The 16,016-nt window shown below is 38.8% G+C and carries 13 protein-coding genes; 9 read left to right on the forward strand and 4 right to left on the reverse strand.

What is annotated here, in order from left to right; translation table 11 throughout:
• Positions 1-13: 13 nt before the first annotated feature.
• The 3 genes from recQ (at position 14) to M2419_RS07595 (ending at position 4,213) form a co-directional block, all read left to right on the forward strand.
• Positions 14-2,203 carry a DNA helicase RecQ gene (gene recQ / locus M2419_RS07585; protein WP_153844665.1) on the forward strand — a complete coding sequence of 730 codons (2,190 nt, stop codon included), beginning with the start codon at positions 14-16 and terminating at the stop codon, positions 2,201-2,203.
• Positions 2,204-2,218: 15 nt separating this feature from the next.
• Positions 2,219-3,034: a 3-deoxy-8-phosphooctulonate synthase gene (gene kdsA, locus M2419_RS07590; RefSeq protein ID WP_120334127.1), complete on the forward strand. Its 816-nt coding sequence runs from the start codon at positions 2,219-2,221 to the stop codon at positions 3,032-3,034.
• Between the two features lie 84 nt (positions 3,035-3,118).
• On the forward strand, positions 3,119-4,213 hold the full coding sequence (locus M2419_RS07595; protein ID WP_153844664.1) for an SGNH/GDSL hydrolase family protein: 1,095 nt from the start codon (positions 3,119-3,121) through the stop codon (positions 4,211-4,213).
• A gap of 152 nt (positions 4,214-4,365) precedes the next feature.
• Here the strand turns inward: M2419_RS07595 and M2419_RS07600 are convergent, their stop codons facing one another.
• Both M2419_RS07600 and M2419_RS07605 read right to left on the reverse strand, forming a co-directional pair.
• On the reverse strand, positions 4,366-5,667 hold the full coding sequence (locus tag M2419_RS07600) for a DEAD/DEAH box helicase (protein WP_153844663.1): 1,302 nt from the start codon (positions 5,665-5,667) through the stop codon (positions 4,366-4,368).
• A 53-nt stretch (positions 5,668-5,720) separates the two neighbouring features.
• Positions 5,721-6,050 carry a multidrug efflux SMR transporter gene (locus M2419_RS07605; RefSeq protein WP_153844662.1) on the reverse strand — a complete coding sequence of 110 codons (330 nt, stop codon included), beginning with the start codon at positions 6,048-6,050 and terminating at the stop codon, positions 5,721-5,723.
• 152 nt (positions 6,051-6,202) lie between these two features.
• On the opposite strand from M2419_RS07605, the gene M2419_RS07610 reads away from it, so the two are divergent.
• The 6 genes from M2419_RS07610 (at position 6,203) to M2419_RS07635 (ending at position 13,696) form a co-directional block, all read left to right on the forward strand.
• A complete protein-coding gene (locus M2419_RS07610) occupies positions 6,203-8,449 on the forward strand; it encodes a sensor histidine kinase (protein ID WP_153844661.1) in 2,247 nt (748 codons plus the stop codon).
• A 12-nt stretch (positions 8,450-8,461) separates the two neighbouring features.
• Positions 8,462-9,094: a response regulator transcription factor gene (locus M2419_RS07615; protein ID WP_153844660.1), complete on the forward strand. Its 633-nt coding sequence runs from the start codon at positions 8,462-8,464 to the stop codon at positions 9,092-9,094.
• Between the two features lie 314 nt (positions 9,095-9,408).
• Entirely contained in the window at positions 9,409-10,689 is a 1,281-nt protein-coding gene (locus M2419_RS07620) for a hypothetical protein (protein WP_153844659.1), read from the forward strand.
• A 65-nt stretch (positions 10,690-10,754) separates the two neighbouring features.
• A complete protein-coding gene (locus M2419_RS07625) occupies positions 10,755-11,759 on the forward strand; it encodes a YihY/virulence factor BrkB family protein (RefSeq protein WP_182331898.1) in 1,005 nt (334 codons plus the stop codon).
• A 67-nt stretch (positions 11,760-11,826) separates the two neighbouring features.
• Positions 11,827-12,366, forward strand: coding sequence for a helix-turn-helix domain-containing protein (locus M2419_RS07630; protein WP_259254710.1), 540 nt, complete (start codon positions 11,827-11,829; stop codon positions 12,364-12,366).
• 106 nt (positions 12,367-12,472) lie between these two features.
• Positions 12,473-13,696, forward strand: coding sequence for a retropepsin-like aspartic protease (locus tag M2419_RS07635; RefSeq protein WP_159726507.1), 1,224 nt, complete (start codon positions 12,473-12,475; stop codon positions 13,694-13,696).
• 65 nt (positions 13,697-13,761) lie between these two features.
• On the opposite strand, the gene M2419_RS07640 is transcribed toward M2419_RS07635, so the two are convergent.
• Positions 13,762-14,919, reverse strand: coding sequence for a Gfo/Idh/MocA family protein (locus M2419_RS07640; RefSeq protein ID WP_153844655.1), 1,158 nt, complete (start codon positions 14,917-14,919; stop codon positions 13,762-13,764).
• A gap of 34 nt (positions 14,920-14,953) precedes the next feature.
• Positions 14,954-16,006, reverse strand: a complete 1,053-nt coding sequence (locus tag M2419_RS07645) for a sugar phosphate isomerase/epimerase (protein WP_182331900.1) — start codon at positions 16,004-16,006, stop codon at positions 14,954-14,956.
• Positions 16,007-16,016 lie beyond the last annotated feature (10 nt).

Genomic DNA, 16,016 nt, shown 5'->3' on the forward strand with positions numbered 1-16,016 from the left:
TGCCCAAGGCGCAATGGAAATAGAAAAATCACTTTTCGACAATTTACAAGATTTTTTTGGTTTTGATACTTTTAAAGGGGATCAAGAGGCAATTATAACTAGTATTCTTCAACGAAGAGATACTTTTGTAATTATGCCAACCGGAGGAGGGAAATCAATTTGCTATCAACTTCCTGCTCTCATGAGTGAGGGAACTGCAATTGTTATTTCTCCGCTGATTGCTTTAATGAAAAACCAGGTAGATCAGCTTCGTGCATTCGGTGGCGAAGATAGTATCGCTCATTTTTTAAATTCATCATTGAATAAGAGCGAAATTACAAAGGTTAAGGATGATGTACTCGCCGGGAAGACCAAATTGCTGTATGTAGCTCCAGAATCACTTGCCAAGCAAGATAATCTGGAATTCTTACATCAGATTACCGTGTCTTTCGTAGCGGTTGACGAAGCGCATTGTATTTCGGAATGGGGACACGATTTCAGACCAGAATATCGTAAAATACGCCAGGTAATTAACGAAATAGGTGCCAATATTCCTATTATAGCTCTTACTGCGACTGCGACTCCCAAAGTTCAGTCTGATATTCGTAAAAATTTGCAGATGACTGATGCTGTTTTATTTAAGTCATCATTTAATCGGAGCAATTTATATTACGAGGTAAGACCTAAAAAAGATGTTGTTAAAGAGATTGTTCGCTTTATCAAAACCAAACCGGGAAAGACTGGTATAGTTTATTGCTTAAGCCGTAAGAAAGTAGAAGAAATCAGTGAGGTTCTGAACCTAAATGGTATCAAAGCTTTACCTTATCATGCAGGTCTAGATGCGAAAACGAGAGCTGATACGCAGGATAAATTTCTGATGGAAGACGTCGAAGTTATTGTTGCTACCATCGCTTTTGGTATGGGAATAGACAAACCGGATGTTCGTTATGTCATTCACCATGATATTCCTAAATCCATGGAAGGTTACTATCAGGAAACGGGACGTGCTGGCCGTGATGGCGGAGATGGTTATTGTTTGGCTTTTTACTCGGAAAAAGATGTTGAAAAGCTGACCAAGTTTATGAAAGATAAACCTGTGGCCGAACGCGAGATCGGGACACAGATTTTAAAAGAAGTTATTGATTATTCCGAGTCTGCAGTATGTCGTCGCAAACAGATCCTCCACTATTTTGGGGAAAATTTTGACGAGCAGGGCTGCAGTAACATGTGCGATAACTGCCGCTCGGAGAAAGAATATTTTGAGGCAGAAGATTCCTTGAAAAATGTACTGGGCTTCATTCAGGAGCAGGGCGAGAAATTTGATGATCATCACGTGATCAACGTCATGATGGGTCAAAATAATCAACCAGTATCTTCCTATAAACATGATGAACACCGTCTTTTCGGAACGGGTAAAGAGAAAGGTGTTATCTATTGGAAATCTTTGCTTAGACAGGCTGTGCTTGATAACTTTATCCAAAAAGATATTGATCATTATGGCCTTTTAAAATTGACAGATATTGGCCGTCATTATTTGGATAATCCTTATCAACTAAAATTTGTTTTGAATCGTCCAATCGAAGGGGGAGATAACACAAATTCGGAAGATGCAGGGCACGGTACAGGAGCCTTAGATACCGTCTTACTGGGTATGCTTAAAGATCTACGCAAGAAAATTGCAAAAGGGAAGGCACTGCCACCGTTTGTTATCTTTCAAGATCCTTCGCTGGAAGAAATGTGTACACATTATCCAATTGCCATCGATGAGTTGAAACAGATTCAGGGAGTAGGGAATGGTAAAGCGATTAAATTTGGAGCACCATTTATTGCCTTGATCAAAGACTACGTTGAGGAAAATGAAATCGATAGACCTGTGGATCTTGTCATTAAAAGTACAGCTAATAAATCGGCATTAAAGGTATCTATTATCCAAAATATCGATCGTAAAATCGCATTGGATGATATTGCCTCAGCTAAGGGGATAACTTATGAGGAAATATTGAAGGAAATAGAGACGATTGTAAATGCGGGTACAAAAATCAATATCAATTATTTTATTGACGAGATTATTGATGAGGATCGCCAGGATGAGGTATACGACTATTTTAAGACAGCGGAGACTGATTCAATTAATGATGCGCTTAAAGAACTTGGAGGGGATGATTACAGTTATGAAGATCTCCAATTGATGCGAATCAAATTTTTATCGGAGCTTGGCAATTAATTTTTTTATAATTATATGATTAATAAATACATTCCCGAAATAAAGAATGGGACATCGCAGAATTTCTTTTTAATGGCGGGGCCCTGTGCAATTGAGGGAGAAGAAATCGCTTTGCGTATTGCTGAAAAGATTGTTACAATTACAGATAAACTTAATATTCCTTACATTTTCAAGGGATCCTACCGCAAGGCCAATAGATCCCGTCTAGATTCATTTATGGGAATAGGTGATGAAAAGGCGCTGAAGATTTTGGAAAAAGTTGGAAAAACTTTTGGTGTGCCCACGGTGACAGATATCCATGAGAGCCACGAGGCAGAAATGGCAGCCGCATACGTTGACGTTCTTCAAATTCCGGCATTTTTGTGCAGACAGACTGATTTATTGGTTGCAGCGGCAAAAACGAATAAGGTGGTCAATGTAAAAAAAGGTCAGTTTTTGAGCGCTGGATCTATGAAATTTGCAGTAGATAAGATCGTGGAATCTGGAAATGAAAAGGTTTTTTTAACTGATCGTGGCAATACATTCGGCTATCAGGATCTCATTGTAGATTATCGAGGGATTCCCGAAATGCGTGCTTTTAACGTACCCACAGTGATGGACTGTACACATTCCTTGCAACAACCGAATCAGACTTCTGGCGTAACAGGAGGAAAACCAGCTTTAATTGAAACAATAGCAAAAGCTGCAATCGCCGTGGGAGCTGACGGTCTGTTTATAGAAACACATCCTGATCCGGCAAATGCGAAATCTGATGGCGCCAATATGTTACATTTGGATTTACTTGAAGGCTTGATGGAAAAACTTGTACGAGTTAGACAAGCTATTTTATAGTATAATAAATAAATCACAATAGAAAGGAGCCAATAGGCTCCTTTTTTATAATCAATTATATCAAACTTAAAGCCAAATTATTGTATGTTATCAAAAGTTGCGTTGACAGCGTTTTTTCTGTTGTCTTTTTCTGCCATCAAAGCGCAGGAGAATTATAGTTGGTTTTCTCCACTAGAAGATAAGCATGTGGAAGGTCGGTTGGAGAATCAGAAGCTTTCAGCCTTCAACAGGCTTCCGGATGAATTGGAAAGTCAGGTACGTAAACCTGTATGGGAGCTGGGGAAGAATAGCGCCGGATTCTATATTGACTTTCAAACTTCTTCACCTGAGATTACAGTTCAATACCAAGTTGCGGGAGGCTTAAATATGCCCCATATGCCCACGACAGGTGTTAGTGGGCTGGATCTTTATGCTTATGATACAGCAAAGAAGGAATGGAAATGGGCTTATGGTAGTTATGATTTTTCGGATACCATTTCTTATACGTGGAAGAATATTGGGCGCAATGAAAAATTTAATTACCGCTTATATCTTCCGCTCTACAATACAGTTAAGTGGTTAAAGATTGGTGTGCCAAATACGGCTAAATTAACGTATACTCATACCACAGCGGCAAAGCCTATTGTTGTCTATGGAACCTCGATTGGACAGGGGGCCTGTACAAGCCGTCCTGGTTTGGCTTGGACCAGTCAGGTAGGAAGGGCATTTAATCACGAAGTGATCAATTTATGTTTCTCTGGAAATGGTCGACTCGAACAACCTATTTTAAATATGATGAACCAAGAAGATGCCGCCTGCTATATTCTCGATTGTATTCCCAATCTGGCTATTTCGAAATCGTTAACAGAAACACAATTGGATTCTTTGTTGGTCCATGCAGTGACATTTTTAAGAAAAGAACATCCTACAACGCCTATTATTTTGACGCAGCATAGTTCGGGGAATATAGCCGAAGTCTTTAATGAAGATAAAAATGCAGAATATCAGCAAAGCAGCCGGGTACTGAAAGCGACGTTTGAAAAATTACAATCAAAAGGAATTCGTCAGCTTTTCCTATTGTCGAGCCAAGAGCTTAATCTGGATCTGAATTCAACTGTAGACTATGCCCATCCAAATGATCAAGGTATGGACAGAATCGCAAATGCGTATATTAAATTGTTGAAGAAAATTCTAAAGTAGGCTGCCGCTAACGGCGCCTTCACGATATTGGCGTTCAGAATTTATTATATCGATAGACTTGTATACGAAATAGATTTATTGGATTAGCAGACATCCCTCAGCAAAAGAAATAAAAATAGAAAAGGGAAGTTTTAAACTTCCCTTTTCTATTTTTATTTCTTTTTCATTTTCATCGTCATTTTTGCCTTTTCGCCCCCCCCATAATTAAAGGTCTTGGCATTGCTTTCTTTCTTTTGGTGAAAAGCACCGCCACGGGAAAAATCTTCTTTATTATCTTCCTCCTTGCTGGACTTTTTCTTTTTGTCGGTGATGTGATTATAGATCGCAAGATCCTCTGGCAATTCCAAAACATCCATTCTTTTACCGACGGCCTGTTCTATTTTTTTGACCATTGGTAATTCCAGATCTGTTGTGAAAGTCAACACGACCGATTCTTCATTTTCGTCATTTTTAACAAGATGATTTAAGAATTCCTCCTTTTCATTCGGTAACTCAAATTGAAAAATGAATGGAATAGCGGAAAGGTCCACATCGTTTGTATTTTCCCGAGCAATAATCAAGACACGAGATTGACTATTTTCTTTGAAATCTTCCATGTTGTCATAGCCAAAATCATCGTAGAACAATGGATTGAGGATAGCAATTTCTTCTTTATTGCTACTGAACAAACTGCTGGCCAACTTTTGTGCAGTAAGCTTAGAGTTCACAAAGACGACTACTTTTTGAAATACTTCTTTATCCTGCAACAGAAGATTTAATAAATTGATCTTTGTTGTGAAATTAGGAACATGATATAATAGTAGATCTAGGGTATCGACAATGTCATTCTCAAGTTCATCTATTTCGACTGAGGCACAATTTTCATTCATGAAATTGTCGATCATGTCATAAAGTTTTTGGTGTTCAACAGTACTGAAAACCAAATGTTGTACTTTTCCGCAGCTTTCGGCTAATTCCCTTACTGTATTTTGCATTCCTTGCTTGATAATCTCCTCAGCATCATCAATAATTAATGTCTGAATACGGTTGAGATTCAAGGCCAATTTAAGATAGATAGCTCTTGCACGATTTGGAGTAGCTACAACGATGTCTTTTCCATCGACCAGTTCTTCGATTTCTTCTTCCATGCTGCCTGAAGACCGCAATCCAATGATGCGAAGATCTTTATTTTTGCTTAATTGGTAGAATCTCTCAACAATTTCGTCGATACGTTCTTCATTAGGCGCCAAGATCAAAAACTTCGGAGCTTCATCTGTTGTGAATTTCAACTTCATCAAGGTAGATAAGACATAAGTTGTGGTTTTGCCAGCACCTTCCGGAGCGATGGCAATCACATCCTGTCCACCAAGAATTCTGGAAATGCATCTACTTTGAATTTCCTTTGGAGCCAGATAACCGAGTTCAGTCATCGCAGCAGTCAATCTTTTGCTAAGTTTTAGTTTCTCTAACGACACGTATCCTTTTATTTATGTAAGTTACAAAAGTACAAATTTAGATCTTAGATCAGCTAATGTGTGCCCATTTTTGAAAATAGATTGATAATAATGACTCCAACGACAATCAAGACCATGCCAATAATGGCTGCTGTATCGGGGATCTGTTTGAATAAGAACATACCAATCAGTGTAATGGCTACAATACCAACGCCAGACCAAATTGCATAAGATATTCCGACAGGCAGGTATTTAAGTGTGATACTTAAAAAATAGAAGGCAATGATATAACCTACAATACAGATAAGGGTAGGTTTTATAAGGGTAAAACCTGCAGATTTCTTTAAGAAAGTGGTTGCAAATATCTCAGCGGCTATGGCAAGAAAAAGATAGATGTACTTCATTGTTACAAAGGTACAATTTTTTGTTTGGTAAGGTTCGATTAATTAGGTCAATAACAGCGAGAAGTTAAGTTATTTTAGAGATAATGAATTGCGTATAAGGGTAAATTTATCTAAGTTTGGCCAATTCACATAGCTAGAGCAATTATTTTTTTATGGGGCATATTCAAAATTTTTGGAGATCGGTACTGATATTTTTTACCTTTTTATGTTTCTGTTGTACTGTTTTTGCCCAAGAACAACTGCAGGAGTTAAAAAAATCATATTACAGTCTTCCCTTAGGAAGCAAGGAACGTTTTGTATTAACAGGAAAATATGCACAGGCTTTATATTTTAATAATGAGAAAGCGCTGGCTAGTCAATTGCTTAATGATAATATTCAGTTGGCCAGAAATTATCCTGACAAACAATATTATGCCTACTTGAATTGTATTGCTGCCATGAATAGCTTCAACGATCATGCGTTTGAAAAATCACGCTATTATTTAGAACATGCTAAATCTGTGCTCCCCATAGTTAGCGATAATGGAATTAAGGGTTATGTCCATTATTGTGATGGATGGGTTATGACACGGCAGAATAAGGAAGATGAGGCTGTTTCCCAGTTCCATAAAGCAATTTCATTTTTGGAGAAGGCGCCACAGACTGAGACAAATATCGCCCGAAAATTGGCGGTTTATAAGGAGCTTACAGCTATCTATGCCAATCAGCGTAACTATGATTTCCAGGAGAAGTATACATCGCTTTTGTTGGAAACGGCTAAGGAAGGGAAAAATATCAATAGTTTATTTGATGCCTACATGCAAGCTGGTTACTTATTTGAAGAGGAGTATAGATCAAATAATGCAGATCGCAATTTATTGAGAAAAGCTGAGCACCATTATCTTGAGGCATATAATTTGGTAAAAAATAATGAGAAGAATCTGGTTAATCCGACTGATCTAGCGTATGTTTCTGTTAATTTGGCGAATCTGTACCATGAGTTTTATCCTGATAATGGCGGTAAAAAAGCAATATCATATGCGAAACAGGCCTTAAATATCGCCGCCGAAACAGGCCAGTATGCGATTACAATACCTGCATATGGCGTCTTGGCAGATGAATCTTTTAAATTGGGACGTCGGGAGGAAGGTAAAAAATATTTACAGCAAGCACTGTATAATCTTCAACAAGAGCCTCATTATGACTACCAGGTAGGGTTAAGCCTGTTTAGCAGATTGGCCGAAGTAAGTGTGGAAGAGGGAAAATATGAAGAAGCTTTCAACTATCAAAAAAGCTACATTGACGTCTTTGAAAAGGCATTTAATTCGGACAAACTGGATAAGACGAAGCAGCTGGAGCTGAAGTATGAGCGCGAACTGCAAAACCAAAAATTAATGCGGCTTCGACTGGAAGGGGAGAAAAAGGAACAGCAGATCAAGTTGATGAAAGCATTGAATGATAGGCAGCATCAACTGGTGGAGAATCTGAAGTTAAATGAATTGAATCGAACCCAGCAACTTAAAGTATTACAGCTTGAACGCGATAAAAAGGAGCAGGATCTGCAATTAAGCCGACTGGAAAATGAACAGCGCTTACAAGAGCTTGATGTCTCCAAAAAACAGATTGCTTTCAAATCACGGATGAATTCGATCTATATCTGGTTATTTATCAGTTGTTTGATCGTGATCGTATTGTTGTTTTACGCCTATTGGCAGCGATCAAAAGCATTGAAGCATAAGGAACATTTGCATGAACTTGAAATAGAAAAGAATAATCAGCAACATGCCATTAAAAATCTAACTGCGATGCTTGCAGGAGAGGAGAAGGAGCGGACCCGCCTTGCCCGAGATTTGCATGATGGCTTGGGTGGTTTACTTTCGAGCACCAAATTGGGATTATCAGCCATCAATAAAAATACTTTAGAACAGGAATCCATGAAAGAAGGGATCGACCGAAGTATTGATTTGCTGGACGGGGCTGTCGATGAACTTCGTAGGCTTGCACATAATCTTATGCCAGATTTAATTGTAAAATATGGTTTGAAAGAAACTTTAAGAGACTATGCGGGCCGAATGAGTCAATCTACATGTCAAGTTGAATGTGAATTTTTACAATTTGAATCAACCTTAAGTACGGAACAGGAGATTTTTTTGTACAGAATTATTCAAGAATTGGTGAATAACGCATTGAAGCATGCTAATGCGGCCAACATTTTAATACAGCTTTCTTCACATAATAAACGTTTACATATTACAATTGAAGATGATGGCAAGGGTTTTGATATGGAAAGTGTCGATTTGCAGCATTCTGCAGGAATGCACAATGTGAGATCAAGACTTTCATTTCTACAAGGAGAGATGAAGATTATGTCGGAGAATGGAGCGGGTACAACCATAGAATTGGAATTACCCATGATTTAACTTTTTGGAAAAATGATAAAAATAGCGATTACAGACGATCACCCTTTGCTACTTGAGGGATTGAAAAACATTATAAATGCGCATGAGGATTTTGAAGTAGTGGGCATGTATTCGAGTGCGACTGAACTGTTCCATCATATTGCTACTGATATGCCATTGGTATTGCTACTTGATATCAATCTACCAGATGCTAATGGTATCGATTTGGTTAAAGGCCTGAAGGAAAGCAATAAGGATTTAAAAATTATTGCGTTTAGTGTCCACAATGAATTTGCAGTGATCAACAGCATTTTAAATGAGGGTGCCAATGCCTATTTACAGAAAAATGCAAATGGTGATGAAATACTTGCTGCCATTTCCGCTGTTCTTGTTGGAAGAAGATATCTGTGTGAAAAAACTCAGACCATCTTGAACAAGAAGGTGGAAATGGGGCTTAAGCAGGTACCAAAATTGACACGTCGTGAGAAAGAAGTGCTTACTTTCGTAGCACAAGGAATGACAACAAATCAAATTGCAGATTCATTGTTTATCAGTTCACATACAGTAGAAAGCCATCGCAAAAATCTAATGGAGAAATTTCAAACCAAAAGTGTTACTGCTGCAGTAAAATCGGCTATAGAATACGGATTAATTCGGGAAACCTAATTAAATTCCCCAATTCCCTGATTTCAGGGATGAAAAGATCTCCAGGCATTTGATACTTTTGCTATTATTGATTTAAAATAGAAGGTATCAAGTGCATTGCTGAAACCCAGTATTTTACGATATTTCAAGAGATAGCATCGTTTCAGTCTTCGATTCATTGATCTATTTTAAATAGAATATGTTTCAGAACAAAATTTCAAATCTAGGTTTTTCTTAGGGCGCCCAATATTGCGAAATCTAATTTTTTTAGCTTGGGGGATCTATCAGGCGAGCCTTTACGAGATAAACAACCAAAAATTACTGATTCAATTGATATGATTAAAAAAATAATACTTTGGACGATAGCTGTCCTCGTACTTTTGGTGATTGTCGCCTGGGGCGGATATATACTGCGACAGCAAGAATCCTACAAATCATTGGTTCATAAAAAAAGTAAGGCTTTGTTGACCGTATCATTGGATGATATCCTTTTGAATCAGTTTTTTAATAAATGGCAGTCAGCGCCGAAAGAGGGGCAAGATTTTGGTAAAAAACTACGTAAACTCAAAGACAATGGAATTGATATCAAAGCGAATGTATTTCTTTTTGCTTTGGAGCCCCACCCCAAAAACTTTTATGCTTTTTTTCAGCTAAAGGATAAACAGCAATTTTTGAACTTTCTAAAAGATGTGATACAGGTTGGTGCGGTGGAAAGTAATTTAGCCCCTGATGTGAGCTATGCTTATCATCAACCGAGCAAAATCGCATTTATCTGGAAAGGGGATGATCTGCTGCTAAGTCTAGGCTTTGATCTTGATACAAAGAAGAACGAAATGCTGCAGCTAATTCAATCAAAAGAAGACCGGGTTACCATTGAGCAATTTATTAGCCGTCCAAGTACATTGACAGGTAAATCACTGCGTTATAGCGATATTTCAACAGATAATTTTATTGAACTTGATTTGAAAGGAGACCATGTCGATGTGTCTGGCGAATTTTTCTCAACAGATTGGAACTTTCCGAAGGAATATCTTGTTAGAGAACTCGTTTCCGCAAAATACATTGGTAAAGCTTGGATCAATATCCCAAATAGTCAACTTAAAAATCAGCTAAAACAACTATTTAGCGAACTTCCTATAGCCGCTGATTCTATTATGGCACATTTGGATGGAAATTACGTCGATATTGAAATTTTGAAAAATAAGGTCATTCAAACAGATACCATTGTTAATTATGCGGTTGACGAAAATTTCGAAACGATCGAAGAGAAAACACCCTACGAAACGAAAGTTCCCGAAGTAAGATTAGCCATGCGTGGAGATAGCGACATGCGCAGGTTCCTACCCAGTAAATTATTTTATCAATGGTTTCAAAAACAAGATAATGGATTTAGTCTGTTGTCCACGTCAAAGGATATTGATAAACTTAATGTGGCTTACAATAAGACAGCTGAGCTATCCCATGTGGCAGTTCATTTGGCGGATTGGCCAAATGAAGCTAAAATATCACCGATTCTATTATTGAAAACTATCGCTTCAGATATTACGGTGAGTCTGAAAGTTGTAGACCACAATCGCTTGGTTCTCCAGGGAACTATAGTGGACTACTCGCATTAAAACACACTAATCACAAACTTTCTTCGCTTCTCAATGGTTTGTTCTTGAGTACAAAGTACAAGAACATGGATAAACGAACTAAAAGTAAAAGTATGGTGAAAACCTATTGGCGAATTTTAAAGAGTACGGTCTCGGGATTTTTGAATGAGGATTCGATGAAGTATAGTGCTTCATTATCCTATTATACTGTTTTCTCTATTGGCCCAATATTGGTTTTAATGATTGCCTTAGCCGGAATTTTTTATGGTGAGGATGCGATTGAAGGGAAAGTATTCTTGGAACTCCGTGGATTGGTGGGAAGCAGTGCTGCAAAACAGATTCAGGAAGTTATTCAGAATTTGCAACTTTCGGGAAAGTCAAACCTGGCATTGCTTGTCAGTGGTATTACATTGATTTTAGGAGCAACGACTGTTTTTGGGGATATACAGAATTCGATCAATAAGATTTGGCATGTAAGGGCGAAGCCGAAAAAAGGCTGGTTAAAATTGATTCAGGATAGATTATTGTCTTCATCTTTGGTGATTGGATTGGGGTTCTTGTTAGTTGTTACATTGATTGTAAATGGTGTAATATTAGCATTGACAGATCAGCTACAGCATTATTTCCCGGACATAACGGTGATGTTAATGGATGGGATTAACTTTGCATTGTCCTTCGGAATTATATTCTTGTTATTTAGTGTCATATTTAAAGCGCTTCCGGATGTCAATATACATTGGCGGACAGTAAGGGCGGGGGCCTTATTTACTTCAATTTTATTTGTATTGGGACGTTATTTAATTGGAGTCTATCTGGAGCATTCTGCAACCCAAGATACCTATGGAGCGGCAGGTTCATTTGTGCTGATCTTACTTTGGGTCTACTACACAGCAGCCATTTTATATTTTGGTGCAATCTACACGAGGGAGTATGCTACTGTAATGGGAATCCCTATTGAACCCTCACAATATGCCGTGCATGTTGAAACGCAGGAAATTGAGCGTAATGTAACCGAAATACCTCCCGCCCCGTTAACACAAGAGGAACAGACAATTACCGAGCAGGACGCTAAGATTCCCAATAAACCATAAACCTTAGATTTACTGAATTCTTACCACCAAATTCTGTAAATTTGATGGTAAGATCGATCTATTGTTTATGAACAAATTACAATCATTACGTGAGAAACTCAATTTAACCCAAGAGGAACTAGCGCATAAATCAAGTATTTCAGTTAGAACAATTCAGCGGATTGAAGCGGGGCAGTCGCCAAAGGGCTACACCCTTCGTGCACTTGCTCAAGCGTTGAATGTGGACGAATCGGAGTTTTCTGCATATGATATGCCTCTTGAATCCGAAAATCTCACATGGATCAAGATTATCAACCTTTCTTCCTTACCCTTTTCTATATTGCCTCCATTAAATGTTTTGGTGCCCATTGCAATCATGCTGTTCAAAAAACAGCATTCGTATAAGGTCCGTCAGTTAATCTCCATTCAGATCGTATCTACCTTAATCGCGGTGTTACTGATGCTTGTTATTTTTATACTCAACGATTGGCTAGGTGTTAAAAGCAATGTGAAATTGCTTATTCCGCTATGTTGGATCCTTATGAATATAATCGTTATACTGCGAAATGCGATCGGATTAAATAAAGGTTATAATTCACGGATTTTGCCCGATATTAGTATTTTATAGCGACTATTATACAATTGTCGGGTAGCTGTCGGGACATTGTCGGGTAGCAAAAGGATGTTCATCTTTTAGTATTTTTTTTCTTTGATCTTGAAAAAAAAGCAAAATTATGAAAACAGACTATCAAAAAAAGCAAAGCCATCTTGCCTTGGCTATCTTTGTTATTATTCTTTCTCTTTTTACGATGACAAACGTCTTTCCACAAGATAAGATACCTTTGATCAAAGCTTCATCTGAGAGAGCTGGTATTAAAGACGGCGCCTATTGCCATGTCGACTGGAAATTAGACCCTAAAGCAGACCCTGATGTCTATTTCGTGAATATTCCAACAAAAGAAAGTACAGTCGTTTTCAAAACAGATCAGGAGGAATTAACTGTTATGACTAAACCCGGAGCGATGTATGATTTCATAGTACTATTGAACGGCACGGATTCTTGTCACATTCGTATAAAGACTCAACTACCGCTTGACCTACCCGTATTGGATCGAAACGAGGCGTTTCCTATGCGAATACCTTTTCGTCTTATTGGTTCACGGATTTTCCTGAATGGAACAATTAACAAGAAAAATGTTGCGATACAGTTTGATTTAGGAGCAGGGACAGGTGTTGTCAATAGAAATAACTCAAAGCAGCTAGATTTATCATTTTCATCGTTTACGACAGTTGTGAATACCGATGGGATCAATAGTGAGCGGACAAGCCTAGGCAATCAATTGCGTATTGGGCCGATGGTTTGGAAAAATGTGTCAATGACAGAAGTCGGAAATATGAAGTCCTTTGAAGATCTTATTATTGGTAACAGTTTCTTTCGAAATCACATTATTGAAATCGATTATGACAAAATGGAATTGGTAATTCATCGCGATCTCCCCGGCAAAGCAAAGAAATATACAAAGCTTCCGGTATTCTATGAGCAAAATCGACCCAAGTTTAAAGCTGCTTTTAGACATAACCAACGACACTATGATTTTTGGTTCCTTTTTGATACGGGCCGTGATGGTACGATGCTGTTAGGGGAAGATTTTACAGGTATAGGTCATAATTGGACCGATCTAGAGCCGCTTACCATGATCAGTAACCGTAAGATTATCCGTTTGGATGCTTCAATAGCTGGTGTTGAATTTAAAGACATTGTGACGAATGCCGCTGATCCAGCCAAGCTTAATGGCAGACCAAGCTTGTTCGGAAATCAGATTCTGAACCATTTTAATGTTATTTTGGATAATCAGGAAGGATTTCTTTATCTGAAACCAAATGGTAGGATCAAGGAACCTTATTCAAACTATGAGGGATATTTGAAACAGATGTCTCAGTCAATGCAGAAAAATTAAAGTGAGCAGCCAATGTCGTTTGTTCAGGGAGCAAATGACATTGGCTACTTGTGGTAACTATATATCTAACGAATGAAATTGGTCCATTTTTGTGCTGATTTTCCCGAGGCAATAACAGTTTCTAGGAACTTCATGCCACGCAGACCATCAGCTACAGTAGGAAAATCAGTATCTTCTTCTCGCGGATCTATACCTTGCATAGATGCCAATAGTGTGGCTGCAAAATTTCTATAAATATTGGCAAATGCTTCTATATATCCTTCGGGGTGACCGGCCGGTAGACGGATGTTGTGTTTGGCGATTGGTGAAAGGTACTGTTGACCTGCACGAAATAGCTGGGTCGGCGCATCGAGCTGTTTAAAGATGAGTGTATTTGCATCCTGTTGGTTCCATTCCAATCCTCCAAGTTCACCATATACTCTAATTTTTAACGCATTTTCTTCACCTGCAGCAACTTGGGATGCCGATAGCACACCCGTGGCTCCATTTTCAAATCCAAGTAATATGTTGCCGTCATCTTCAAGTTTTCTTCCGGTCACAAATGTTTGAAGGTCGGCACACATTTTAGTGATTTTTAAACCTGAAATATATTCTGCGAGGTGGGCAGCATGTGTTCCAATATCGCCCATACAACCACTTTTTCCACTCTTTTCGGGATCTGTACGCCAAAAGGCCAGAGAAAGACCATTTTCGATCATCTTACTGAGCCAACCCTGCGGATACTCGACCATAATCTTTCTAATCGAACCTAATTGGCCCTCTTTGACAAGATGACGAGCTTGTTTTACCATCGGATAGGCAGAGTAGGTGTATGTAACACAGAGTATTAATCCTGTTTCAGCTACTTTTTGTTGGAGCAATTCGGCCTGTTCTGTTGTCAGAGTCATCGGCTTTTCAAGCACGACATGGAAGCCATGTTCCAGAGCCATCATTGCTGGTTCAAAATGAGCAAAATTTGGCGTGACTATGCTGACAAAGTTCATGCGGTCATCCGCCGAACGTTTACTTTCCTCGACAATCATTTCCTGGTAACTTCCATAGCTCCTTTCCTTCGGAAGCCCTAAAAGCGCGGCGGATTCTCTTGCGACAAGGGGATCAGCGCTCAGTGCTCCGCAACATAATTCAATCTGACCGTCAATTCCAGCAGCCATACGATGTACCGCCCCTATGAATGCATTTTTTCCACCGCCGACCATGCCCATTTTTAGTTTTGTATTGCGCATAAAGTTGATTTTTTAATGACGATATCTTTTGTAATTACAAACCCAATAGTTTACGGTTAAGGCTATCATTGGTTTCGACGGCAGCAAAATTATCGAATGCCTTATCAGTAACACGGATAATATAGTCTTTAATATGCAGCGCGCCTTCCCGTGCACCATCTTCAGCATTTTTGAATGCACATTCCCATTCCAGTACTGCCCAGCCTTGATAATCATATTGTGTGAGTTTGGTAAATATGGCTTTGAAATCCACTTGTCCATCACCAATTGATCTGAAACGACCGGCTCTTGACTGCCAGCTTTGGAAGCCACCATAGACGCCCTGACGACCAGAACGATTGAACTCAGCATCTTTAACATGAAACATTTTAATTCGCTCATGGTAAATGTCGATGAATTGAAGGTAGTCAAGACATTGAAGGACAAAATGGGAGGGATCATAGAGAATGTTTGCCCGCTTGTGGTAATTTACATTTTCGAGAAATAAGTCAAAAGTAGCACCGTCATGGAGATCTTCTCCGGGGTGTAATTCATAACATAGGTCGACATCGTACAAGTCACATTCATCGAGAATTGGTAACCATAATTTTGCAAGTTCAGCAAAACCTGTTTCGATCAGATTAGCTGGTCTTTGTGGCCAAGGGTATATAAATGGCCATAGAAAAGCTCCACTAAAGGTTGCTAGCGCTTTAAGTCCGAGGTTGTGGGAAGCTTGTACGGCATATTTTAATTGCTGGATCGCCCACTGTTGTCGTGCTTGAGGATTACCATGTAAATGCTGTGGCGCAAAGGCATCAAATAGATCATCGAAACTTGGATTTACAGCCACTAATTGCCCTTGGAGATGGGTTGAAAGTTCGGTGATCTCCAATCCAAAAGATTGTACTTTAGCTTTTAGATCAAGTGCATAGCTTTTATCGAGCGCTGCTTTTTCTAGATCGATAAAACGGGCATCTAAGGTTGGTAGTTGTATTCCCTTATAGCCAAGCTCTGCAGCCCACTGGCAGATTGAGTCCAAGGAGTTAAATGGAGCTTCATCGCCGATAAACTGTGCGAGAAAGATAGCAGGACCTTTAATTGTTGTCATATGTATTGTG

The organism is Sphingobacterium sp. BIGb0116 (assembly GCF_024808035.1).
GTDB classification, from domain to species: Bacteria; Bacteroidota; Bacteroidia; order Sphingobacteriales; family Sphingobacteriaceae; genus Sphingobacterium; species Sphingobacterium paramultivorum.